This window comes from Colwellia sp. 75C3 (assembly GCF_002836255.1).
Classification (GTDB): domain Bacteria; phylum Pseudomonadota; class Gammaproteobacteria; order Enterobacterales; family Alteromonadaceae; genus Colwellia.
Map to the genome: position 1 here is coordinate 289,085 of NZ_PJAU01000033.1, position 25,868 is coordinate 314,952.

Sequence of the window (25,868 nt, forward strand, 5' to 3'; positions counted from 1 at the left end):
GCAGCGCGTTTTCTTGATGGATGCTATTATATTTGTTTCTGAATAAATGATAATATACTGATTTGGAAAATCACTTGTACATATAGGTAATAATCATGCAGTGGGATGGTATCAGCGAATTTGTTTACGTTGCGGAAAACGAGAGCTTTACCTTGGCCTCAAAAAAAATGGCGATATCGACAGCGCAAGTTAGTCGTCAGGTCAGTGCGTTAGAAAAACGACTTAATATCAAATTATTTTATCGTACAACGCGCAAAGTATCCCTAACGGAAGAAGGACGCATTTTTTATCAGCACTGTCGCAGTGTACTCGATGGTCTCGATGCTGCAGAACGTGCTATTACCAATTTACAAACTAAACCCCAAGGTAAAATTAAATTAACAGCGCCAGTAGCCTATGGTGAGAAACAAATATTACCGCTAGTGAATAATTTTCTAAAGCAATATAGCGATGTGGAAGTGTCCGCTTATTTAAGTAATCAACAAGTTGACTTAGTTGAAGACGGTTATGACTTAGCTATTCGTTTGGGTAAGTTAAGTGACTCGACCATGATGGCAAAAAAATTGGGCAAGAGAACAAACTACCTTTGTGCATCGCCTGATTATTTGGCCAAACACGGTGTACCCCATTCAATATCAGAGCTTAATAAGCACAGTTGTTTATTAGGAACATTAGACTATTGGCATTTTAGGGAATCAGGCCGAGAAAAGAGTCTCCGCGTAACGGGTAGATTACGTTATAACAATGGTTACAGTTTGACTGATGCGGCATTGAAGGGCTTAGGTATAGTGCAGTTACCTGATTATTATGTTGAAAAACAGATCGAAAATGGTGAACTGGTGACGCTATTAGATAATTATCGTGCCCCAGACGAAGGCATATGGGCGGTTTATCCTCAAAATCGGCATTTGTCGCCGAAAATAAGGTTACTTGTCGACTATTTGGCAGAACAGCTACTTTAATTTTGTCGCTTTCCTAATGCTATGGGAGGTAACCTCAACGGTTAAATAGTACTATCAAGCATCAAGCATCAAGCATCAAACCTCAGACGTCAGGGGCAGCCGACATCAAAGTTGCCCTAAGTAATCTCATTCTATTAGTTAATCTTACCCTCTAATGTTTACCTTCTGTGTATAAATATGGTGATTTTAACTGCCTTTTACCTATCCAACATCAAAGTACATGAACCATCTACCTTGAAATGTGATGGCTGAAGATACCTTAAACCAGCATAAGTACTCTATGCGCTATTGATAGGTAATTTACTTATTGCTTTTTACCACAATCAGGACAAAAATTGGCAGACTCAGGTGTTTTACCACCACATCCAGTGCAAAACTGACTCTTTTTGACTTGTTCGGTACCACAATCAGGACAAAAGTTAACACCAGCAGCTAATATTTTCTGGCAAGAGCAGCAACAATTACGGGTGTCGTTTGTGCTTGGTTGTTTAGTGTTTTTACCACTGTCCATCATATCAGCATTCATATTCATCATTTGATTGCCAATACCCATACCAACACCCATACCTACGCCGGCGCCAGCAACATTACCCTCAGATTCATTGGATGCCGCTTTTTCGGCAACATCGAACGTTTTCACGGTATTGTAATCTTCACCATAAAGATCAAACTCGGCTTTTTTTGCCAACATTTCTTTTAATCTAACTACACTATCATCATCTTGTGGAACATTGATTGAACTTAAATAAAAGTTAACAATTTCAATACCAAAACGGTTAAATTCAGCGCTGACATCATGTTTTAATGCGGCAGACATTTCATTAAGCTGGCTGCTTATCGTTAAGATAGAAACGCCGTCGTTAATAATTTTAGCGGAAATGAAGTCTTTAATGCGGCTCATTAAATGGCCACGAAAATAATCGCTAACTTGCTGCGCATCAAATTCATCAACGGTGCCAACTAGCTCAGCAACGAACTTTTTAGCATCAATGATTTTCATACCAAATTGGCCAAAAGCTCTAACAGGTACTAGCACTTTATAAACAGGGTCTAAAACCGGAATAGGCTCTTGCGTACCCCATTTCATATCTAGATTTACCGCTTTATTAACAAAGTATATCTCGGCGGCAAAAGGCGTTTCATTACCAAAGGGAATATTGACGATATGTTCTAGCAGCGGAATATTGGCTGTTTTTAAGGTATGACGGCCAGGCTCTAATACATCTAGGGCTTTACCATCCTTGTAAAATACCGCTTGTTGGGCTTGATTAACAATAACTTGAGTGCCCCAAACTAAGCCATCATGAGGCCAACGCCAAGCAAAAACATCACTGGGACCATCGTATTTTACGCGATCAATTATATCCATAGGTACTCCTAGTATTTATCACTGTTGAACTAACTTACATTACTCTCTGGGGCTAAGGCTAGTTTAGCGTCGAGATATAATTTAGTACGCGTTTCTTTAATTCTTATATCAATTTCTATGGCTAAAATATTAAACTTTTTACCAAATAATATTAACAACTCATGTTCTTTCTTTGAGATTTCACCGTCTATTAGGCACATTTCGATCATTTTAATGAGCCAAGCTGAAGCATCTAGTGCCTCATCGGGGGCTAACATTTTTAATTCGCCATTCTCACCGGCAAGCATTACTTCGTCTAAAACATGTTGAGGTATTTTACGTTTTCTGGAAAATTCACTTAATAAGGCTATTTCTTTGGGATGTGCCTTACCATCAGCAAGTAAAATAAGTACCAAGCCTGAAAGCAACGAAATAGGATCGAATATTTGTCCTCGTGATTTACCTGGCCCCGACTCTATTGAAAATGACTTTCCTTTTAACTGAACAACCCGATTTATATGGGGAGTAAAGCCGTTTAAAACCCAATCAAGTTCGCCATGATTAAAAGTACTGTGACAGTATTGGCAACTATCGTGATAGCTTTCAGATTGAGGAGCCCCACAACTATAACAATGCAGCGAATGTAATCCTTTTTTGGTGTTACTGAGCACACCATTTTTTCTGATTAGAGTTAAATGATGAGCATAATAACCGGTAATGCTTTTTACTTTAGCCTCAAAGGAAACTTTAGTCGCTTTCCATTTAACCAGTACAAAAACTTTATCAAATTCATCACCAAACTCAACACTACTGACTTCGCACAGACCTAATTCAACGTCATCAAAATAATGATTTTTCAATTCATTCTTATTAAAATAATCGACATAAGTGGCATGAGCAATTGGTTGTATTGGCGCTGAATTTTGTGATAACCATGCTTTTTGTAATCGCCAAAATATAACACTAACCCTATCTTCAATAACGGGTAAATTAAACGCGGCATCAACCACTTGATATTCAGCAACGCCTTTAATTTGTCTTTTAGCATTTTGAAAACGCCATTCCTCTTCCTGAGTGATTTTAGCTAATATCCAATCATATTCTCCAGATGTGACTAATGAATTACAGGCTTGGCATTGTTCAAATTTACTGAGTAATAAAGTAGCACCACAATTAGGGCATATACCTTCAATTAACCCCGGTTGTGAACGCGTTTTAACGCCTGGTAAACGGATATAAGTCCAGTATTCAACTGAGTAAGTATAAGGCGGTAATTTATGGGGATGTTTAGTGCGATTGGTTTTTTCTGTGATAAGTCGAGCCTGACTTGAAATTTTAAAGTGTAAGGTTTCAAAAAATTTGTCAGCCTCAATACCGACTAGTTCACAATGATTTATAGATAGATCGTCTATTTTTCGATGACGTTGATGCTTTTTTTGAATAGTAAACTGAATAACATAGCGTTGAAAAATACCGTCGGTTATGAAACCTCTAGCTGAGCTCATATCATGTTTAGACCAAGCCTCTTTGATAATAAAAAACGCTTTTTCAACACGAGTTATCATGTGATTTTTATCAAAGTCAGGGTCGAGCGCAATTATTTTATTATGCTGAGTTTGTTGTTTATTTTTATTCTGCTTTTTTACGCCACGACTAATGACTTTATGGACCACGTTATGTTGCTTTTTCTCACTTGATTTGTAGATTCTATAGATAATAAATGACAATGAGAGTACGAAAAAAAAAGTAAACATAGCATGCTTCTATTAAAAATTTCAGATAAAAAACCTTACGATAGAGTAGGGTGTTTTATTAATGACTAACAGTTTTTATTGATTAAATTTATATTTTTATAAGCAGTTATTACTATTTTTTATCTTACTTTATAATAATAGATGTTATTGAATACAATATACTTTATTGTTTATTTGATGATGATTAGTAGAGTAATGCTTTATATATTATGGCTTTATTGCTAATGAGCTTCTCATGTTCGAACCTTGAGCTTGCTCAAAAAGAGTGTTAGCGTCGCTGTAAATTCGTACTATTTTAGGTAACCACTTATGACAAAATTACAACTGTCAGCAGTTTCATTAATCATCATCGCCACAGCTGGCCTGACAATATTTAATCTTTCAAATGATGATACTAATCAGGAGGTAAACCCCTCAACAATCGAACAGAGTCAAAGCAAAATAAGCGTTGTACAAGACGATAAACCTCCGGTGAACGTAGCGAAAATAGATCGCAATGCATTACCTGTTGCTCATGGAGTTGCCGATGAAAATGGTAAACAAATACATGCAGATGATCAGCCTAGGAGGTTACCACCACCTCCGCTATCAGCACCAGACAGCCAATATAATAAAAAGCAAAGTGATACTGCTTCCGATCATGGCCATGAAAAAAGTCATTCATCAGACCACGAAAATTCTCCACCGCCACCAGTAGGGGCAAATAAATAATTAACTAAATTAAACCTCTTTATTGAGGTTTTTTTCACTAGCACTAGCAAATTTATTACTGAAGTTTGTTAATAATTAAAACCCTCCCGTTAATATTTCTAGTTAGTTACCTAAACTACTTAGCTAAGTGTAAAGCCTTTCTGAAACTAAAAACCATGCAAATAACCTCTTATTCATAAATAATTAACACAAATGTAAACAGATTGTAATAAATAAGTAAATAATTAATGATTGTTTTATAATTTATAAAACAGATACTTAGACGTTATAGAAGGCTATTTTCTTCTTTTAACTCACTGTTTACTAGCTCAAGCCCTGTTTCTTTTGTGTACAACGTAAAATGAGTAGGATATATTGCATACAATATATTGGTATTATTCGGCTACATTTTCAGTATTTAAAACAGGTTTTCGGTAGTAGATATAACTAGATAAATAAGGATATTAATAGATTTTAGCTTGGAAGGTCACTATGCATTTCTCTTCAGATACTTCTCCGACCAAACCAAAAGCTGGGCTAATAATTTATTAAGAAAAAATGCAATGCTAGCGCTTTTCTAGCGAGTAGAGATAACTTTATTTCTACTAAAGAGGTCATTCAAGAAGCAAATAAAAACAATAAAAAACGGGTAAACACTGCATAGTTTACTACGTCAAATGGGAAATCTAATGAAACATTCTGTCAGTAAAACGTTACTTGGCTTAGCTATTTTTGGTGCCTTTGCATCAAATAATGCTAACGCGAGTGATTGTGGTAGCACTACCGCATCGAGCGGTGCATTAACGGTAGGCCAAACTGAGTGTATCTCAGGTAATGGTTTATATTATTATATTGATGTTGAAGGTGATAACACTGCACTTGAAATTCAAACCTCTGGTGGCACAGGTGAAGCAGATATTTTAGTTAATACTGCTTCTTGGGCAACTGATTCTAGTTATACGCAAAGAACTAATAACTCTGGTACGGAAGAAACACTTGCTGTTACAGCTAACGCTGGGCGTTTATATGTTAGTGTTTTTGGTATTCACCAAGGGGTTACGCTAGATGTTATAGGCACTACTGATACTGGAGGTGGTGATACAACACCTACACCCACTATGTGTGGTACAAACACATTATCTGGTTATGAGTTAACCTTAAATTCACAAGAATGTATTTCAGGTAATGGTCAGTATTACTATATTGACGTTGAAGCTGATAATACCCCATTAATTATCGAAACTAAAAACGGCTCAGGTCAGGCTGACGTGTATGTTAACACCGGAAATTGGGCTACTCGAAGTGATAATATTGCTTCTGCGGTCAGTGAAGGTACTGATGAAACATTGAAAATAACAGCCAATGCAGGTCGTTTATATATCAGCATCTTTGGTCTTAATGATGAAGTGAGCTTCAAAGTTAGCGCTGATGACGGTACTCCACCAATAGTTACAAATCCAAATATTCCAACACTGCCGTCTAACCCTGGTTTGTGTGGTACTGAAACACCTGAAGAAGGTAGATTGACCTTTAACCAAGTGGAATGTGTTAATTCTTCATCTTATACCATTTATGTTCCTGCTGATGATATTGACATAACAGTATCAACCGGTGGCGGAACGGGTGAATTTGATTTACTAGTAAGCCAACAAGGTTGGGCTACTTCTAACAGTTATGACCATAAATCTAGTAATGTAGGTACGTCAGAGTCGATTACTTTTACAGCGAAAGAAGGTTGGTTATATTTAGCGTTAGATGCTGATACCCAGACATCATCAGAAGTAAGCTTATTAGTAGCAATTGATCCTGCTGATTTGCCTAGTACTAATCCTGGTACCTGTGGAACTATCGATGAGGATGCTTTCCCTACGGATGCTACACGTTTTACTGGTTTAAATGGATCTGATTTAGTTACCCGTATTGCCCTGTCACATCCACAAAATATTAGCCCTATTTATAATATTAGTGGCGCTGATGCGACACAAATATACTCAGAAGCGAACATGATTGCGATTGCCAATGCAATTAACGCTCGTGCACCAGGTTATTCAGGTGATGATAGGCTAGATTGTAAGTTTGATGCTGATACAACCTCTGGTTTAGAGTCATTATTTTACTTCTTACGTGGTTCATTCTATGTATCGTTTGCCCATCCTGATGATGTTCCTGTTTATAGTGATGCAGTAAAAGCAAACATTAAAACAGCATTACGTACTTTCTTTAATAACAGTAGTAGTTGGATTGCCAGTGAAGCAAACGGCAGTGTTTTAAAAGAAGCATTAATCACTGTAGATTCTGCAGGTTTAGGTGCTGACTTTAACGATGTGACTATTCGTGTATTAACGGATTACAATATTGATTGGCAGAATAGCTTTAATATGAATGCTGCAGCGAACAGTGTTTTCACTACATTATTCCGTGCGCAATGGGATGAAGCAATGAAAGCAGTATTTATTGCAGATGATAGTATTTTAGATGCTCTAAATAACTTTCAAAATACCCATCGTGATTTAATTGGTACTGATGCTGAATATGTATTACTCAATGCCGTTAATGAAATGTCACGCCTGTACCATATAGACGCTTTATTTCCACGCGTTAAAGTATTGGTTAAAAGAGTTTTAAATAGCACGAGTAAGACTGATAATACCAAAGCGTTATGGATTAAAGCAGCAAGTATGTCTGATTACTACGATCGAGCTGATTGTGGTTATTACGATATTTGTGGTTTTGCCTACACCTTAGAAGCTGAGACATTAGCATTTAACTATAAATGTTCTGATACTTTAAAGATTCGCGCACAGCAAATGTATAACGACCAAGCTGCATGGATTTGTCAAGTATTGGGCAACCAAGAGACAAACTTCCATTCAATCTTAGGTAGTGGTTACCAACCTGTTGCGGACGATAATAATGCCGCGTTACAGTTAGTTATTTTCAACTCACCTGAAGAATATAAAACGTATGCAGGTCAATTCTTCAACATGGACACTAATAACGGTGGCATGTATTTAGAAGGTTCGCCAATTAATGCAAAAAATCAAGCGCGCTTTATTGCTTATGAAGCAGATTGGATGCAACCTAATTTCCATGTATGGAACTTACAACACGAATACGTACATTATTTAGATGGTCGTTTCGATTTGTATGGTGATTTCCAACTAGGTATGACAGTTGATAGTGTTTGGTGGTCAGAAGGTTTAGGCGAATACATTTCTTATGGCGACGGTTACGAACGTGCTATTACTGTCGGTAAAGCTCAAGACGTTGCATTATCTGAAGTATTTAAGAATAACTATAATTCGGGTCAAACACGTGTTTATCAGTGGGGTTATTTAGCCGTCCGTTTCATGTTTGAAAATCATAAAAATGACGTTAATCAAATATTAAACCTAACGCGTACAGGTCAATACCCGGAATACCAAACCTTTATGAATAATATTGGTACTTCGTACGATGTAGAATTTAACAATTGGTTAGTAAATGGCGTAGTTTTAGGCGATAGTAATATCGTTGAAATTGGTCCGAACGATACTGATTCAGCAAGTTCAGGTACTGCCGGTAACTGGGCAGGTGAACCAGTTACAATCAGCACTGACTTCTCTCCATGTATTGTTGATATTCCAGCCAATGCTCACGATAAAGATAACAATAACCTAGTTGCAAACCAAATAGTTGAATGTGTTAACTCATCAAGCGGTGGGGCATCATTCATTATTCGTAACGAGGGTGCTTTAGCTACTCGTTTTGAATTAAGAACTACGGGCGGTTGGGGCAATGCAGACATTATGTTTAAAGCAGGTGGCTGGCCAACAGCGCAAGATAACAACGGTTATGCCAATGGTGACGGAAACTGGGATAGTTTAGTTATTGAATTAAACCCTGACGCTTACTGGCACTACATTACCCTAGACGGTGAATTTGGTGGCGTGAAAGTAACTATTAATAAGTTATAGTTATTAAGGCTTAATACGTTAGTTAACAGTAAAATAAAGCCCAGTGTAATAAAATACACTGGGCTTTTTATTGATTATGCCGTAAAAAATATTACCGTTTGTTCGGCATTAACGACCTTGGGTTTTTTAGCCTTTCTTTAACCGCACGCCAATGTGTTTTAGGTATTTTAGGTGCTAGTTGTAATAAGTGCTGGTAATCATGTTCGGTTAAAGTCACTTCGCCACCATGCGCTAAAATTAGGCTTTGTGGCTTTAATGTGATTATTTTATGCAGTGAGGCACGGTAACGATTGGGATAAAAAATAGGGAAAGGTGGAATGTATTTATTTTTCACTTTAACCATTAAATCAGCAACGTATACTTTATTGCTAGGTAAGTGATGTAACGATAAATCTCTATCGGTATGACCTTGAGTGGCTAAAGCAACCCACTCAGAAAACCCCGGCAATTGTTCCCCATCATTAAGCTTATAATCTGCGTCTAACTGACTAGAGTACCAAAAATTAAGGCGAGGCTTTTTCATACGTTTTGCTACCCACTTAGCTAAAAATATGTCGGTAAGGTGCATGAGTCGCCCCTCTAACCCTGAATACCATTGCCCACTGACATTGGCGGTAGCAATTTTACAGCCGGTTATTTTACGCAATGTATTAGCCGCACCAGCATGATCTGGATGCATATGTGTGACCACAATTAGAGCTAAATCACTGAACGGGCGTTGTAGAGTTTGGGTAATAAAGCGCTTTAACATAGTAACGTCTGAGCGACAGCAACCATCAAGCAATAACAGTTTATCAGGGTACTCTGCTAGCAAAATTGTTTGGATGTGTCCGTCTATGTGGTGTAGTTTCATAATGATAGAGCAGTTCAGTGAAAATTAAATAATCATCTTATACAGTAAAAGAAAAAGCTTACGGGTGCACTACTATAATCAATTATGACTAACATCATAAATAATTATAGTAGTTTTATAGGCTAACCTTAAAAGAGTGCACTTATTGTAAATTGTGACGACAAAGGTTTTCTAGGGAAATATTTATATGTTTAAAACTATGTTGAAGCACATTTTTCCCAGTATTAAGGCTAATAAAAAGCCGAATTACTTATATTTCGAAAAAGATACAGAGCCAGAAGAAGTACAGCAACAGACATTTGAAAGGGTTCGGACACCGGCCAAGCCGCTATCTTTGGCAAGTGTTGAAGAAAGACATCAGCAGGAATTCTATGACTTTTTATTTGGCCAATCACCAGCGACAACACAACATGATGAGCTATCACACTATGTTGCTGACAAGATCGAAGCGGTGTTGCGAAAACCTGATACGATAATAGAAGCAATGCCGGTATTACCTGCCTCGCTTAGTAAGGTCATTGAGCAACTAAGTGACAATAACTTTGATACTGATGCATTGCTTACTTTGATTAAGCAAGAGCCCTCTATTGCCGCTAAAGTAATTGAACTCGCTAACTCCTCCTTTTATAACCATACAGATAAAGAAATAGCGGATCTTAAATCAGCTTTTATGTTATTGGGTAGCAATGGACTTATAGAAGGTGTGATCAATGGCTTTGTGAGTAAATTGACTCCTCAATCACCAATATACTTTAAGCAATATGGTAATAAGATTTGGCATCATAGTTTGACCACCGGTGTTATTTCTAAAGAATTAATAAATAAATCGCCTTATAAAGACGAAGCCGCTCAAGGGTATCTTATCGGCCTTATTTGTAATTTGGGGGATATGATTATTTACCAGTTATTGATGGAGGCTTTTTCTTTTATCCATCCTGATTGTCAGCCTAACTCCTATGCCTTTAAAGAATTAATGCAGCAAAAGTCCAAACATTTAACATTTCATATAGCGAAAAATTGGCAGTTCCCTCAGTCAATTTTAGACGCATTAGCGTTACAAGTTAAAATAACCAACGCTTCGATGTTACCCACGGTTTTCAGCAAACGACCAATAGCTTGTTATGTTTATGAAGGTAATATCATTAGTGAACTAATGATGATGCTTGAACACAATGATAAAACCGAAGTCGAGATAAAAGAGGCGGCAGAAATATTACTTCATAGCGATGAAGCGAAGCAATATATAAAGGGGTTATTGGAAGAGAGGGATAATAAGTAGTACTGCCACTCCCTGCATCGTCTATTGGCGGAGTATTGTTTACACTGGTGGTAATTTCAACGAGGTCGGGCAAACTATCTACTGGTTGCTCAGTGACAAGCGATGACAGAGTAGATGTACCTTCTTTATCTACATTGAACATTGGTTTGCGGTCGGTTACAGAGTTAAGAGTCGTTTGGCTTCTTAGGAGCATTTGAGTAAATAGCCATAAATAGGTTATCGATTCTATAAACCTTTGTATTTAAAAGACCCTATCACTAGAAAGTGTTCTAGACTTGAAACAAACTACTTAAGAAATGTTGAATATGAAATTACACTTTACTGTCATCATCTTATCCCTAATCTTCCTTAATGCTTGTTCAAAAGTAGAGCCTCCACCGCTTATTAAAATTGCAACTAACCCGTGGCCAGGCTACGAATTTTTACATTTGGCGGAAAAAAATGGTTATTTCGAACAGGTCGGTTTAAACATAGAGTTAGTAGAATTAGGCTCCTTGTCAGATGCACAAACCACGTATGTTTCTGGTTATGTTGATGGTCTAACTTCCACATTGATCGAGGTCATACAAGCAGAGGCTTTAGGTGGGAAACCTCTGAAGGTCATTGCCTTTACAGATTACTCTAATGGTGGTGATGTCATCATAGGAAAAGGCGATATTAATGATATTATTTCGTTGAAAGGCAAACGTGTGGGTTGTGAAGTTTCTTCACTAGGTTTATTCATATTACAAAGAGCATTAGTTAAATATGGCTTAACATTAGACGATGTTGAGGTCGTTAATGTTGAACAGTCTGATGGGCTAAATGCATTTAAAAACGATCTAGTTGATGCCTTTGTTAGCTATCCCCCAATGTCATTAGACATTTTAAAGCATCAAGAAAGTCAGGTTATATTCGACACCAGTGAAATACCGTATGAAGTGTTAGATACTATTTCCGTTTCTACAGACATATTGATTAAAGCGCCAAATTTTCAACGTAAATTTTTGCAAGCGTGGAAAATGGCGATCGACTTCACTGCTAAGTATCCAATTAAAGCGTATGAAATAATGGCAAAGCGAGAAGGCATTACTAGTCAAGAGTTTCAAGACGCGCTAGCAGGTATGGTGATACTAGACGAGGAGAAGCAAAAAATACTGTTTGCAGACAACAGCAAGCTTAATGCTATGGCTGAAACGGTTTGCGATGTTTTAATTGAAGCTAACGCTATTTTTAGAGACTGCCAAAACTTGCCTAATTTATTTATAACAGAACAAAGTAAATAATCCTAAAATGCTTAAACTTACTAAATTAACACCCTCATTGTCATTAAAACTTAACGGCCTAGTACTGTTTATTTGTTTGCTAGTCTTACTTGGGTTATCTGTTTATTTAACAAATCTGTTCAATAAACAGATAGTCCAGAAAACACAAAGTAATACCAAGAACATCGTTGATACTCTAACCATAGCTGTACACAGTGGTATAAATACTAGAAATTTAACTCGAGTTGTGAGTACCTTAGTAGCGAATACCAACACTATACATTTGAGTATTATCAAAAATAATAACGGCGTGGTAATAGCAGATAATAATCATAGTTTTATTGGTCAAAAAACAAAGGAAGTATTCACTACCGCAGAGCAACAACGACTCATTAAACATCGAGAAAACAACAATAGTAATATACAGAATATAACAAATGACCTTTTATTAGAGGTTGTTACCATTAACTTGATAGACACCAATATAATGAGGTTAAGACCCCATATAGTATTATTTAGTTATGACATTAAGCCTTTAAAAATTATTGCAAAAAATGAATTAAACGCCTTATTACTTATCTCATTTGGCGCAATATTAGTGATTATGTTATTGGTCAACTTGACTCACCGATATGTATTATTGAAACCACTGAGTCTATTAATTACTACCATTAAGATGCAAAAGGACACCGATGGTATCTTATTGTCAAAACTAACAAGTAATGATGAGTTAGGTAAGCTGTCGGAAGAATACAATCAGCTTATTCAAATCAATACCCAAAAAGAGCAAGAATTAAAAGAGACGCTGAAATATGTAGATAGCATAACCGATGCCGTTCCGGTTTCATTGGCCTATATTGACATAAATAAACAATATAAATTTGTTAATAAAAAATACAAGCGCTGGTTTAACGTATCAATTAATGATTTTTCTGCGGAAACACTCCCGATAAACTTGAAAAACGCAGTAAGTGAAATAATTCAATCCAATATTGAAAAAGCCCTTGCTGGGAATTTAATTGAATTTGAATTCCGAGTACCTTTGTTTGATGGTTCTGAAAAGGATGTCGGTATAACTTTCACCCCGCATTTAAATGATGAGAGCCAAGTCCTTGGTTTTTTTGTCTGCATTGACGATATGAGTAAAATAAAAGAATCTGAGCATCAACTAGAGGTATACGCGCAAGATATCGAATTTAAAAACTGGGCGTTAGAAGACGAAAAAGAAAAAGCCGAAGAAGCGAGTAAAATAAAGTCACAATTTTTAGCAAGTATGAGCCATGAGATCCGCACACCAATGAATGGCGTGATAGGTATGTTAGGTTTATTGTCGGGCGGTAAACTAACTGATGAGCAGCAACATCACGTAGATATTGCCCAAGGAAGTGCACATTCATTACTTACTTTAATTAACGATATTTTAGACTTTTCTAAAGTTGATGCCGGAAAAATGGAGCTAGAAGCTATTGATTTTGATTTACGTACCATGCTGGGTGAATTTACCCAGTCTATGGGGCTACAAGTTCAAGAGAAAGGCGTTGAACTGGTACTTGATATAAGCCAAGTCGATGAATCTCTGATTAAAGGCGACTCCAATAGGCTGAGGCAAATAATCACTAATATTGTCTCAAATGCTGCCAAGTTTACCAAAGAAGGTGAAGTTGTTATTCAGGTAGCATTAACTGATGCTTGTGACGGGAATTGTCGAGTAGATTTCCGCATCAGTGATACTGGCATAGGCATACCTAAAAATAATTTATCGACACTATTTGATTCATTTAGCCAAGTTGACGCATCCACTACTCGCAAGTTTGGCGGTACAGGTTTAGGTTTAGCCATAGCGAAAAAATTATGTAACTTAATGGGAGGGGACATTGAGGTAACCAGTGTAGAAAATGAAGGTAGCCATTTTATCTTCCACGTTATGCTACAAATAAGTCCAGCCTCTACAAAAATTATTCCACCGGTAACGTTAGCTGACGTGAACCTACTGGTCGTTGATGATAATACGAGTAATCGAGCAGCTATAGCCACGCAATTAACACATTGGGGAGCGAAAGTTCTCTCCGTAGCAGGGGCTAATGAAGCGATTCAAGCTTGTGAAGAACGTATTAAAAACAACGATGGTAGTTTATTTGATATGATTTTCATTGATATGGAAATGGACAATATTGATGGTATTAAATTAGGTAAAAAACTTAATTCTGATCCACGTTTTAAAACAGTCAAACGAGTACTGATGACCCCTCTGAGTTACAGAGATGGGGCAAGCTGTATCACTGAACTCGGTTTTAGTGGTTACTTTGCAAAACCCGCTACAAGCTCAGATCTATTTTCAGCATTATCTCTTTTAAATAAAACGACAGTAACTCAAACGGATCAAAGTGTCGGTACAGACAAAGTACTCGCAATAACTGGAAATTCTTCGTCAGTACTAGAGAGTGAACCATCACAAAAATTAGGAGCTATAATCGAGTCTTCAGTATCCCGTGTTAGCTCTATTATCGACACTGCCAATAGCTGCGATTTGGAAAACTTACGTATTTTATTAGTTGAAGATAACAAAATAAATAGAATGGTCGCCAAAGGTATCCTTAATAAATTTGGCATTACCTCAATCGACTTTGCCTTTAATGGCTATGCTGCAATAGATTCGTTAAAAGAAAGCCAAAATAATCAGCCCTATTCCATTATTTTAATGGACTGCCAAATGCCTGAAATGGACGGTTATGAGGCAAGTAGAAATATTCGCGCAGGCAATGCTGGAGAAAGTAATAGAGACTTGCCTATTATAGCAATGACTGCCAATGCTATGAGCGGTGATAAAGAAAAGTGTCTCTCTGCAGGCATGAGCGATTATTTGTCAAAACCGATAGATCCTGAACAATTTTTGCAGATGTTGAAACTATGGGGGCTAGACAAAAAAGAAGTTAATTCTTCTGTGGATTAGATATTATTTAGGTTGAATATTACTCATACCAAGTTGATTAAGTTCTTTCCCACTCAGCGAGAATTAAAAGGCTTAGAGGCAAGGCATTGATTGAAGATAATGGTTATTCCCTTATCAAAATCAATAACGCAGCATGTAAACCTTTTAAACTCGCCCTCTGGGAGCTTTCTCGATGTTCACTAACATCGTTAAGTTTATTTGATTTAGAATGACTAAACCGAAACAAATTTGCCTTGTTATTGAACATCGAGCAGAGCTCTGAGTTGGGAAGAAATTTAATCAAATAGGTATCAGTTCTATTTTATTAAGCAGCAATGTTTTTTAGCACAAAAAAACCACCCGTAGAATTTATACGGATGGTTATTAAATTATTATTCACGTGTGTTGGTTAAATACCCCATGTCAGCGTTGTTTTCAATCCCTATAGCCAGCTATTGCTAATCGAACGCCTTTGCCTGATTTGTTTTTTTTGCAGAATAAGATGACAAACTTAATTAAACAGGTACAACTACTTTCTGCAAAGCAGCATCTGATACTTGCATATCATCACCGCTAATTTTTTGTCTCTTTTCTGCTAAGAGTAAATAAAAGCTAGGTAAAATAAACAAGGTAAAGATAGTACCAATAAACATACCTGCTACTAAAATAATACCAATACTATTTCGCGCTTCTGCACCCGCACCTGTCACTAACACTAACGGGAAATGGCCCAAAATAGTGGCGGCTGTAGTCATTAAAATAGGACGTAAACGTGTGGTTGCTGCTTCAGTTACAGCGGCTAGTTTATTCGCGCCAAGCTCTTGTGCGTGATTAGCAAACTCGACAATCAAAATACCATTTTTAGCAATCAAGCCTATTAAGGTAATTAAGCCTATTTGAGAGTAAATATTGATGGTAGTTAATTCCATATAAGGGATTAACAAGGCGCCTGATAGTGCTAGTGGTACACAACCGAGCAAGACAACTAAGGGGTCTCTAAAGCTATTAAATTGAATCGCCAATACTAGGAATACAATGATTAATGAAATACCCAATACCATGACTAAGGTATTACCCTCTTGGCGTAATTGTCTCGATTCACCAGCATAATCAATAGAATAACCTAAAGGTAATATTTCTTTTGCTGCGTTTTCAATAGCAGACAATGCAGCTTCTTTATTTGACCCTGGTGCGACGCCACCGTAAATTCTAAAAGACGATTGCTGTGCAAAGGTACCTAATTCTCTAGGTACAGTTTTCCATTTTAAATCGGCTACTGATGAAACAGGTAATAGTTCACCGGTAGGTAATTTAATATCCAATGACAAGATCGCTTCCGTTTTACTACGTACGTCATCATTAATAATAGGGATAACTCGATAAGCTTTACCCTTAGAATCAAAGCGATTAACAAAGTTGCTCGATAATAAAATACCTAATTGTTCGCTAATCTCTCCGACGTTCATGCCTAAATCGGCAATTTTCTCACGATTTAATTGCAACTCTACCTGCGGTAAATCAATTTTTAGATCGGTGTCAGCAAAAAGAAATTGTCCACTGCCAAAGGCCGCACCGACAAGTTGATCAGCATATTGCTTCATTTCGCTATAAGGGGCCGATGCTTTAACAATCATTTCTATTTCAAACTGACCTGAGCTTGGTAATGAGGCAGGTAAAATAGGAAACATGTTAAGGCCTGGGATTTGCGCTAATTTACCGTAAATTCGTGGGACTAGAGATTGTGCACTGTAATCTCGATCATCGGCATTGACCAACTCTAAACCGCCAAATCCGCCGCCACCAAAAATTATTTGCCAAATTTTCTTGCCGCCTTCAATTTCTTGCAAACTTTCAACAACAGGGTTCATTTGAGAGACGTTATAAATCATTGAAGCATCAGGCGGTGATTGAATGACAAACATCACCATGGCTTGATCTTCTACCGGTGCTAACTCTTTCTTTGAGTACAGGTAAAAAGGTACGGTGAGCAGTGAAACAACCAAAGCAATTAAAAACACTTGTCCTTGCCACTTAAAAATACGATGCAATAACTTGCCATAGCCTCGTTGTATTCTTTCAAAAAGGTGATTTACTTTTCTGGTTAACCAACTCTCTTCGCCACCTTTAGGTGAAACATAAGCACTCATAATAGGTGATAACGTTATCGCAACGATGCCAGAAATAATGACGGCAATGGCGAGAGTAAAGGCAAACTCTTTGAACAATACACCCGTTAATCCTGATAAGAAGCCAATCGGTGCATAAACGGCTGCCAGTGTTAATGTCATTGAAATGATAGGTACAAGCAGTTGGCGAGAACTAATGAGCGCAGCATCAAATTTTGACATCCCTTGACGCATCAGTCGGGCAACATTTTCTACCACTACAATGGCATCATCGACTACTAAGCCAACCGACAATACGATAGCGAGTACGGTTAATAGGTTTAACGAAAAGCCCATCATGGCCATTGCTGCAACCGCGCCTAAAATAGAGATAGGTATGGTAATTAACGGCACTATAGCGCTTCTAAAGGATCCCATTAGTAGCACAACCACCAGGCCAACTAAAATAACGGTTTCAATCAGTGTGGTGAAAATTTCTTTTAAGGCATCACGCATGTATAAAGTGCCGTCATAGGCGTAATCAATCGATATACCGTACGGTAGGGTTTTATTAAGCTCTGCCACTTTTTTATATACTTTATCACCAATGGCTATTTCATTAGCGCCAGGCAATGGCCAAATAGAAATATACACTGCATCTTTATCATTCAATCTAGCGGTGACACTGGTATCTTCTGCGGCCAGTTCTATTTTCGCGACATCTTTTAAATAAATATTAGCGCCATCGATCTGAGTAATGACAAGTTGCTGAAAATCTTCAACACTACTGAGTTGGGTATTGGCAACAATATCAATTTTTTGGCGACTATTTTCTACATAGCCCATAGTGGCTATGGTGTTGTTTTTTGCTAAAGCTTGATAGACATCACTCGCACTTAAATTAAACACTTGTAGGGCTTGAGCATTTAACCATACTCGCATTGCCGGTGTTCTAGCACCTTCAATACCTACGCGTTGCACGCCTTCAATCGCATTTAAAATAGGGTTAACTTGGCGATTTAAATAATCGGTAATACGTGATAAATCATTACCATTAGCTTGGACATTTAAATACATAACAGCGAAAGGTCTATCAGCACGACTTACCGATACCACAGGGTCTTGGGCGCCTTGAGGTAATTCGAAACGAATTTGTCCTAACCTAGCATTTAATTCAGCTAATGCCAGTGTTGAATTTTCGTTTAATTTAAGCCAAACCGTTACTTTAGAGCTGCCAGAAGTACTGACTGAATCAACGTATTCAACACCGGGCACTGTTGCAGCTGCTCGTTCAATAGGTTCGGTGATGAAACCTTTTACCACATCAGCGGAAGCACCAATATAATATGTTTCAATAACTAATGAAGCACTGTCAATCTTAGGGAATTGCAGCACCGGAATTTTACTTGCAGACCAGATACCGGCAATACAAATAATAATTGATAAGACAATAGCAACGACTGGTCGTCTGACAAAGATGTCCATGATGGACGATTTATTTTCTTGCATCATAATCCCTTATTATTGTGCGCTAACATCAGCAGCTACTGCTTGAGTTTTTGCTGGGTCAGCTTCTTCAGCAAGGTATACTTTCATGCCTGGAAATAACTTGAATGAACCTTTATTAGCAATAAGCTGTCCGGCTTCTACACCTGAAAGAATCATTACGTGATCACCTTGTCGTTCACCTAATTCAACTGGCATTAGCTTAGCGCGATAGGTTCCGTTGTCACCGGTTTCTAAAACAAAGACATAATTACCTAATGCATCACGTTTTATCGCTAAATCAGGCACGGTAGCGACTGTTGATTTTTTATCGATTGGTACGATTACCGAGACTAAAGTATTTGGCTTTAACGCTAACGTTGAAGCGGGTAGTTGTGCACGGTATTTTAAATGACGTGAAAGGCGTGATAACTGTGGATCGACAGCAATAATACTTGCTGCAAAGGTCGCATCTTGATTGATAGGGCTAATTTCTACCGTCGACGCTAAATCGAGTTCTTGATAAAACTGTGGCAGGTTAAAATCAATCCAAGTGAAATCATTAACACCAACAAGCTCAAGTACTTGACTGTTTTTATCTAAGTATTGGCCAACTTCTAGCGTATGAATACCGACAGTTGCGGTAAATGGTGCTGTTAATGTCTTTTTATCGATAGCGGTTGTTATGACGGTGATATCTGCTTTAGCTATTTGCACTGCAGCGCGGGCTTGGTCAACTTTTTCTTCACTTATACCACGCGTCTTCTGTAACTCAATATTACGATCTAAGGTCTGTTGATTTAGCATTAAGGTTGCTTTAGCTGCCATTAAGCGAGCATCTTCATCACGATGGTCTAACTCAAGTAATACTTGCCCTTTCTTAACAACACGACCAGAAGCGGCATTTAAACGGGTAATTTCACCAGCCAATTCATTATTAAGCATTAAAAATTTGAATGCTTGTACTTCGCCACTGACTTTAATATGTTTTTGGTAGCTAATATTACTGACAGTGACCGCAGTTACTGTGGCTGCCATCTCAGGCATCATAGCTGCTTGGGCATTGGCTGCTTCTTTCAGTGATGTTTTATAGCTATGTAAGCCAAAGACTGTGCTGGCTAAGATAATGATCACTATAAGCCATTTAGTTATATTCATGATTGTTAATTCTTCCCTTAATTTTTAATCACTTAATGACAAGGTTATTAAGCGTTTTGATATGATTTTTTGTATATAACCACTGTATTTTATTACAGTGGTTAGTGGTAGTCATGTCTTTTTATATTATCTAAGTCCGACATCTATTAAGTGTTTGCAAACGTTGACTATATCGTCGTTTGATATTTTGTTTCGCCAATCGTAGCTATTAACTAAGCGCGCCATAGTATTGATGTGCAGATCATTAGGAGCTAGTACTAGCGTGCTTTCTTCTGTGCTGTCATTGGCACTGACATCATAGTCACTCTGCAAATTCTTGTGCAAACGTACTGTTTGAAAATAGCCAACAGATAACGACCAAGTGCCTAAATTAATCTCTTCAATATCTCTACTGCCAGAGGTTAATTCACCGGAATCCGCAGCAGTTTGCAAAAATTGTTGAAACATAGTTTGGCATTGTTCTCCACACGCGCGCATTTGCGTTAACCAGCGCTCGGAACATCGTTTCATCATCGCTTCGGTATTAACAATACTTTCAAGCTGATTATCAAAGCTATACATATGTACTTTCGAAAAATCTAATAAACTGGTTGCTATGATGCGTTCTGGCGTTGTTAAGGGTAAAGCGAGCACTTTTTTGAAAACTGATTGTCGCTCTTTATACATACGGGTAGCTAAAGCAATAAGTACATCTTCTTTACATTGCACAAACTTATAAACCGACCCCATAGACAGGCCCGCTAGTTTGGCAATAGCAGACATCGAAAAGTCTAATAAACTACTTTCTTCTATTGCCTTAATCGCTGCGCATATGATTAATCTTTCTTGTTCTTCTGCACTAAATCGTGGAGCTGGAGCCATGGGAAACCTATGTAAAATTGTATTCGAATGTCGTTCAAATGCTATTTTAACTTACTTTCTGTTAAGTTCAAGTACAAAATCACTATGGTGGGATATTTAAGTATTCCGCTTAGTTTGCTGTGAGGTAATCAACGGACAAAAAATTTTCTGAAGCTTTTGGGTTCTGATGCTTGTTAATTATGGAGGGGAAAGGGGAGTGGTTTGGGAGTTATTTTTGGCTATATTGATAACGACAGCAATGTTGGCATTAACAGCGGCACGGTGTGCCGCTGTAGGTCTCTGGCGATTAGTTAATCTAGATCTGTTAGCGGATAACCTTAGACATAAAGGTGCTGTAGGGATCTTCTTGATAATCAGCAAAGGGCTGACAATGCTCAAAACCAAGCTGTTGATAGAGCTTTTGTGCCGGTAGAAAGGCATCCATAGTGCCTGTTTCAAGGCTTATTTTTTGATAACCACGAACAGTTGCTTGGCTAATCATGTGCTGCAAAAGTAATTTGGCAACGCCTTGGCGTAAAAAATTAGCGGAAGTTCGCATAGACTTAATCTCAGCATGAGAATCGCTTAATTCTTTCAAGGCTCCGCATCCTGCCAGTTCATTATTTTGCCAAACAGCCCAGAAGGTAATACCTGCTTGAGCTAATGCTGATAAATCGAGCGCATGCACACTTTCTGGTGGTGAGTGCATCAGCATATCTTGATGATGCTCCTCCAGCAGGGCAATAACTGCTGGGTGTGTTAGTGAGCCTATACGGATTTCCATTATTTTCTATTTTGCTTTTTAGTTTGTTTAAGTAAAGCTTCTTCAAACTCTTCAGGAAATAACACTAAACCTTGATTGTCTTGGTTGGGAAAAGTAACTAAAGCGAGCTCATCATCAGCTAAACCAGGACTCCAGTGACTGTACCATTTGCTTAATGAGATAGCCTCTGCCTTACAATGTTGCCATTCATCAGTTGCCCAGCGCTGTGCAAACTCCTCATTAGGCCATACGGGTACGCAATCTTCATCTTCGGTGTTTAGCATTACGCAGCCATGTTCATCAGCTAATATCCAAATTTCTTGGTTAATAACAACTTGTTGAAGCAAGTAGCTTAAACGCTTTTCTTCATCGTATTTTTCTATGGTGTTAAGTTGTTCGTTGCTGATTGACATAGTTGCCTAGGAAGTTTGTATAGATGAATAATATTTTACCGTGTTAGGGCTGAGCAAACAACTTGATTGAGTTTATCAATTCTATCTAAAATTATAGCCCTAACGGTTATTAGCATTTTTAATTGACTAATTTTAAGGAAGTGAAAATTTGAAAATCACTTGATAATATATGCCTAGTTGTAGTTCATTCGGTTTGTATTGCCATTGTGATAGCGCTTTTTTGGCTGAACGTTGCAAATCTCGATCTACACTGCTGGTGATGATGCTAATGTTTTTGATTTTACCGGCAGAATCTATCTGATAGTTTAGCTTTATCTCACCTGATTTAAGTTCTTTTCTAGCGTTAACCGAATATTCAGGTAGTACCTTATAGATTGGTTCAATCACTATTAGGGGTTCTGATAGTGATGGCAAAGTCATAACTGAGACGGGGCCCGTGGTGACTATGTGAGGTTTTAATTGATTACTTCTGCTTGCTAGTTCTGGTTGCAGTGTTTTTTGTGTTATCAGGGCCACACTCTCAGGTATTGGTGGTAATGCCTTTGCAGGTAAAGCCTTTATTTCATCTAGTTGATTAGGAACTAGTTCAATTAATTTTATTGGTTGCGGTGAGGTGCTTGCGATTGTTAAATTCTCTGGCAGGGTCGCGAAGTGACTAATAATTGCCATAATGCCAAAAGAAGCCATGCTGCCGGCAAAAAATATGGTGAGTAATTTTAGTGGTGCATATCTTGGCTGGCTAGACTCTTGGGCTAGTATTATTGTAGGCGCAACAACTTGCTGCTTTCTTTGTTGATAAAGCGAAGCTATTTCTTCATCAAAATTGTCGCGACTCATTCGTTGGTCCCTAGTATTTTTTTAAGGTTGTTTCTGGCGTAACGCAAACGACTTTTAACAGTCTCAAAGCTTTCATCCGTTAATTGACAAATATCCATAACAGAAAAGCCCTCTTGTTGAAAAATAAAAGCTTCACGCTGATAAAAAGGTAAAGTAATTACAGCCTCATTAAATTCGGCTAGTTTATCAGTATGCGCTAATTCACGAGATAAATTAACCGTAATGGTATGCTCATCAGCGAGCTCTTGCATTTGCCACTTTTTCTGATGCCGAAGTTCATCTATTAATGTGTTTCGGGCAATAGTGAAAAGCCAGCTTTTAACATTAGAATGTTCTTGGGATGTATTTCTCATTACTTTTAGCCAAGTAGTTTGTAGCACATCCTCAGCTAACTCTTTATTTGATTGACTTAAAAGGTAGTGATATAGAGGTAAATTAAATTGCTCTACCAGTAAAGTTAAATACTTTTTATTACCGGTAGAGACATAATCCATCAATAACTTTTCCGGAGTAATCGTGGGATTTAACCAAGCTTTTATCATTGATGGTAACTTCAAATTATCTCCTAACTTGGTTGCGCCATAGTAAAGTCTAACTGCACTGTAAGCTTTTGTTGGCTAATGTTTTTTCCATCAATAGATTTTGCTTTGTATTTCCATTTTTTTAACGCTTGCCTAGCTGCTTTATCAAAAACTCGTTTAGGTTGCGAGTCAACAATGGAAATATTGATCACTTCACCAATAGCATTAATATCAAAAACTAACACTACCCAGCCTTCAATTCCATCCCTGGCGGCACCAATAGGATATTTAGGGTTAACTCTTACTATGGGCCTCGCTTCTCCGTCGGCTTTATTACCTAAAGACAGCACACTAAGTGACCCACCTGTTTGCTGTATTTCTGGAGGCGTATAATTAAAATCAGTATTAACTTCGCCTACATTGGGTGTCACTCTAGTTATTGGCATTGGTGGTGGAGGAGGCGGTGGATTCAAATTAGGTCTTACTTTAATTTGAGCAGGCTTATCTTCAGGTAAGCTTACAATGTTTATAGGTACATGATCAGGGAGTAATACTAATTTCACCTGATCATTACTAATTAAAAACGCCATAAAAGCAAATAAGCTTAAGGTGATTGATGCTGATAACCCTGTAATAATTATTATTTTCTTCATTTTTATTCCTCGTTAACATTAAGATGAAAGAGGTGACGCCTCAAAGTAAGTAAATAATTACCTACATGTCAGTTAAACGATGAGCAAATAAAAAAGGGGTTAAATAAAGTTTATATTTTTAATTGAAGGTTTATTAAATGAATATTCAGAATGATTTTTAGGCAAAAAAAAACCGATGGCAAAGGCCATCGGTGAGTTAGCTATGAGGAAAGCTAGAATATTCAATTATTACAACAAGCGTCCGCAAAAGGGAACGAAGAGAAGTATAGAGTAGATGCTCTATGCTCGCAAGTGTATTTTGTAATTTTATTTCATTTTTGTTGTTTTATTACGTAATTATTGACTAAACCCATCGAATAATAGCTCAGGCGCGGTGAAAGCTGTATCTGGAAGGGGAAAGGCTATAAATAAGTAATAATTTAATGAAATGGGTATTAGATCAATAAAAAACCAGCAGGGTATTTGGTGATTTAGCATGCATACAGTAAACTGTCGGCAATTATTGTTTTAACATTGCTTTAAGTGAAAATACCATGTCATCCACAGATCAAAACTCTCCAGCCAGTGACTTATCTACAACGCCTAATACAGCAACCGATGTCGATACTTCAGTTGACACTTTAGCCGATGATAATAGCACCACACATTTTGGTTATAAAACGATAGAAAAAGACGACAAAATTTCTATGGTGGCAGGGGTTTTTCACTCAGTAGCTAAGCAATATGATGTGATGAACGATTTAATGTCATTCGGTATTCATCGTTTGTGGAAACGTTTTACTATTGATGCAAGTGGCGTACGCCCAGGTAATAAAGTATTAGATTTAGCGGGTGGTACGGGTGACTTAACGGCTAAGTTTTCACAGCTAGTAGGCCGAGAAGGTCAAGTCGTTTTAGCTGATATTAATAGCTCAATGTTAAATGTTGGTCGTGATAAATTACGCGATAAAGGTTTGGTGCAAAATATAGAATATGTACAAGCCAATGCTGAATATTTACCTTTTGAAGAAAATACTTTTGATATCGTCACAATCGCTTTTGGTTTACGTAATGTAACGGATAAAGATAAAGCCTTACGATCAATTTATTCAGTACTAAAACCAGGTGGACGTTTACTTGTTCTAGAATTTTCAAAACCAGAAAATGAATTATTGAATAAGGCCTATGATTTCTATTCTTTCAATATATTGCCTAAAATGGGCGAGTTGGTAGCGAAAGATGGAGAAAGTTACCAATACTTGGCTGAATCAATTCGCATGCATCCTGATCAAGAAACATTGAAAGGTATGATGGAAAATGCAGGTTTTGAACAAACAAGTTTTAAAAACTTAACTGGCGGGGTTGTTGCCTTACACAAAGGTTATAAGTTTTAGTCATGCAAGCTTTTACTAGCCTAAGCACTCAGCTGAGTAAGCGTTTCTTATTACCACAAGTTGCCACGGCGACCCTTGAATTAATTATTAATAAGGCATTGGCCTTAAATAATAATAAATCAGTATCCTTTGCTGCAGTCGCTCAAAAAACGTTAACTCTTGAACTTGCAGAGCTGCCATTCACCTTATGTTTTACGGTGAATACCAGTGCTAGCAAAACAGTGGTTATCGTTAGGTCTCGTAGTGAATTTAGTGATTGTACTATTAACACTAGCCTCAATACGCTTAACAAGTTGAAAGCCAATCAGTCTCTTACGCAATTAATAAAGCAAGATGAACTTGACGTAACGGGTGATATTAAAATAGCACAGCAATTTGCTAATATTGCTCAATCACTTGAAATAGATTGGCAAACAGAGCTTGCGAAACATCTTGGTGACGTACCTACGCATAAATTATTACAGTTTGGTAATAAAATTACCAAATCACTTGTCGGTAAAGGTAAGCAACTTGAAGCAGATATTGGCGAGTATCTTGTCCATGAAAAACGTTTAGTGGTCACCAATAGCCAAATAAATGCCTTTAACCAAAAAACTAAAGAGGTTGCCAGTAAGGTTGATACCTTGTCTGCGCGTATCGATAAACTCGTTGCCAATATAGCTAATAAATAACCTTCGTTAAGTTAGCGAACCACACTAGTAACAC

The 25,868-nt window shown here is 37.5% G+C and carries 19 protein-coding genes; 8 read left to right on the forward strand and 11 right to left on the reverse strand.

Features of this window, described 5'->3' with window-relative positions:
• Positions 1-95 precede the first annotated feature (95 nt).
• Positions 96-962 (forward strand): LysR family transcriptional regulator, encoded by an 867-nt coding sequence (locus tag CXF85_RS05775; RefSeq protein ID WP_101227573.1) that lies wholly within the window; start codon positions 96-98, stop codon positions 960-962.
• 304 nt (positions 963-1,266) lie between these two features.
• On the opposite strand, the gene CXF85_RS05780 is transcribed toward CXF85_RS05775, so the two are convergent.
• Both CXF85_RS05780 and CXF85_RS05785 read right to left on the reverse strand, forming a co-directional pair.
• The gene (locus CXF85_RS05780) at positions 1,267-2,331 is read right to left on the reverse strand and encodes an SPFH domain-containing protein (RefSeq protein ID WP_101227574.1); all 1,065 of its coding nucleotides are present in this window, start codon (positions 2,329-2,331) and stop codon (positions 1,267-1,269) included.
• Positions 2,332-2,360: 29 nt separating this feature from the next.
• Entirely contained in the window at positions 2,361-4,064 is a 1,704-nt protein-coding gene (locus CXF85_RS05785; protein WP_157829030.1) for a TIM44-like domain-containing protein, read from the reverse strand.
• A 309-nt stretch (positions 4,065-4,373) separates the two neighbouring features.
• On the opposite strand from CXF85_RS05785, the gene CXF85_RS05790 reads away from it, so the two are divergent.
• Together CXF85_RS05790 and CXF85_RS05795 are read left to right on the forward strand one after the other, a co-directional pair.
• Complete coding sequence (locus tag CXF85_RS05790; RefSeq protein ID WP_101227576.1) at positions 4,374-4,775, forward strand: hypothetical protein; 402 nt, start codon at positions 4,374-4,376, stop codon at positions 4,773-4,775.
• A 668-nt stretch (positions 4,776-5,443) separates the two neighbouring features.
• Entirely contained in the window at positions 5,444-8,710 is a 3,267-nt protein-coding gene (locus CXF85_RS05795; RefSeq protein WP_198555501.1) for a collagenase, read from the forward strand.
• 91 nt (positions 8,711-8,801) lie between these two features.
• On the opposite strand, the gene CXF85_RS05800 is transcribed toward CXF85_RS05795, so the two are convergent.
• Positions 8,802-9,563 carry an MBL fold metallo-hydrolase gene (locus CXF85_RS05800; RefSeq protein WP_101227578.1) on the reverse strand — a complete coding sequence of 254 codons (762 nt, stop codon included), beginning with the start codon at positions 9,561-9,563 and terminating at the stop codon, positions 8,802-8,804.
• A gap of 187 nt (positions 9,564-9,750) precedes the next feature.
• On the opposite strand from CXF85_RS05800, the gene CXF85_RS05805 reads away from it, so the two are divergent.
• The 3 genes from CXF85_RS05805 to CXF85_RS05815 all read left to right on the forward strand — a co-directional run bounded on the left by CXF85_RS05805 (position 9,751) and on the right by CXF85_RS05815 (position 15,036).
• Entirely contained in the window at positions 9,751-10,842 is a 1,092-nt protein-coding gene (locus CXF85_RS05805; RefSeq protein WP_101227579.1) for an HDOD domain-containing protein, read from the forward strand.
• Positions 10,843-11,147: 305 nt separating this feature from the next.
• Positions 11,148-12,107, forward strand: a complete 960-nt coding sequence (locus tag CXF85_RS05810; RefSeq protein ID WP_157829031.1) for an ABC transporter substrate-binding protein — start codon at positions 11,148-11,150, stop codon at positions 12,105-12,107.
• Between the two features lie 7 nt (positions 12,108-12,114).
• On the forward strand, positions 12,115-15,036 hold the full coding sequence (locus CXF85_RS05815; RefSeq protein ID WP_101227581.1) for a response regulator: 2,922 nt from the start codon (positions 12,115-12,117) through the stop codon (positions 15,034-15,036).
• A gap of 494 nt (positions 15,037-15,530) precedes the next feature.
• Here the strand turns inward: CXF85_RS05815 and CXF85_RS05820 are convergent, their stop codons facing one another.
• From CXF85_RS05820 to CXF85_RS05855, 8 genes are all read right to left on the reverse strand, one after another.
• On the reverse strand, positions 15,531-18,629 hold the full coding sequence (locus CXF85_RS05820; RefSeq protein ID WP_101227582.1) for an efflux RND transporter permease subunit: 3,099 nt from the start codon (positions 18,627-18,629) through the stop codon (positions 15,531-15,533).
• Between the two features lie 12 nt (positions 18,630-18,641).
• Positions 18,642-19,763 (reverse strand): efflux RND transporter periplasmic adaptor subunit, encoded by a 1,122-nt coding sequence (locus tag CXF85_RS05825; RefSeq protein ID WP_101227583.1) that lies wholly within the window; start codon positions 19,761-19,763, stop codon positions 18,642-18,644.
• A gap of 126 nt (positions 19,764-19,889) precedes the next feature.
• Entirely contained in the window at positions 19,890-20,624 is a 735-nt protein-coding gene (locus CXF85_RS05830) for a TetR/AcrR family transcriptional regulator (RefSeq protein ID WP_101227584.1), read from the reverse strand.
• Between the two features lie 304 nt (positions 20,625-20,928).
• Positions 20,929-21,387 carry a GNAT family N-acetyltransferase gene (locus CXF85_RS05835; RefSeq protein ID WP_101227585.1) on the reverse strand — a complete coding sequence of 153 codons (459 nt, stop codon included), beginning with the start codon at positions 21,385-21,387 and terminating at the stop codon, positions 20,929-20,931.
• Entirely contained in the window at positions 21,387-21,779 is a 393-nt protein-coding gene (locus CXF85_RS05840) for a DUF2750 domain-containing protein (RefSeq protein WP_101227586.1), read from the reverse strand. The genes CXF85_RS05835 and CXF85_RS05840 overlap by 1 nt, the downstream gene beginning before the upstream one ends.
• A 132-nt stretch (positions 21,780-21,911) precedes the next feature.
• Positions 21,912-22,616, reverse strand: a complete 705-nt coding sequence (locus CXF85_RS05845) for an energy transducer TonB (RefSeq protein WP_101227587.1) — start codon at positions 22,614-22,616, stop codon at positions 21,912-21,914.
• The gene (locus CXF85_RS05850; RefSeq protein WP_232771089.1) at positions 22,613-23,173 is read right to left on the reverse strand and encodes a sigma-70 family RNA polymerase sigma factor; all 561 of its coding nucleotides are present in this window, start codon (positions 23,171-23,173) and stop codon (positions 22,613-22,615) included. Before CXF85_RS05850 ends, CXF85_RS05845 begins: the two co-directional genes overlap by 4 nt.
• Positions 23,174-23,181: 8 nt before the next feature.
• A complete protein-coding gene (locus CXF85_RS05855) occupies positions 23,182-23,790 on the reverse strand; it encodes an energy transducer TonB (RefSeq protein ID WP_101227588.1) in 609 nt (202 codons plus the stop codon).
• Positions 23,791-24,323: 533 nt separating this feature from the next.
• On the opposite strand from CXF85_RS05855, the gene ubiE reads away from it, so the two are divergent.
• Both ubiE and CXF85_RS05865 read left to right on the forward strand, forming a co-directional pair.
• Entirely contained in the window at positions 24,324-25,163 is an 840-nt protein-coding gene (gene ubiE / locus CXF85_RS05860; protein WP_101227589.1) for a bifunctional demethylmenaquinone methyltransferase/2-methoxy-6-polyprenyl-1,4-benzoquinol methylase UbiE, read from the forward strand.
• A gap of 2 nt (positions 25,164-25,165) precedes the next feature.
• The gene (locus CXF85_RS05865) at positions 25,166-25,834 is read left to right on the forward strand and encodes a ubiquinone biosynthesis accessory factor UbiJ (RefSeq protein WP_101227590.1); all 669 of its coding nucleotides are present in this window, start codon (positions 25,166-25,168) and stop codon (positions 25,832-25,834) included.
• Positions 25,835-25,868: the final 34 nt, after the last annotated feature.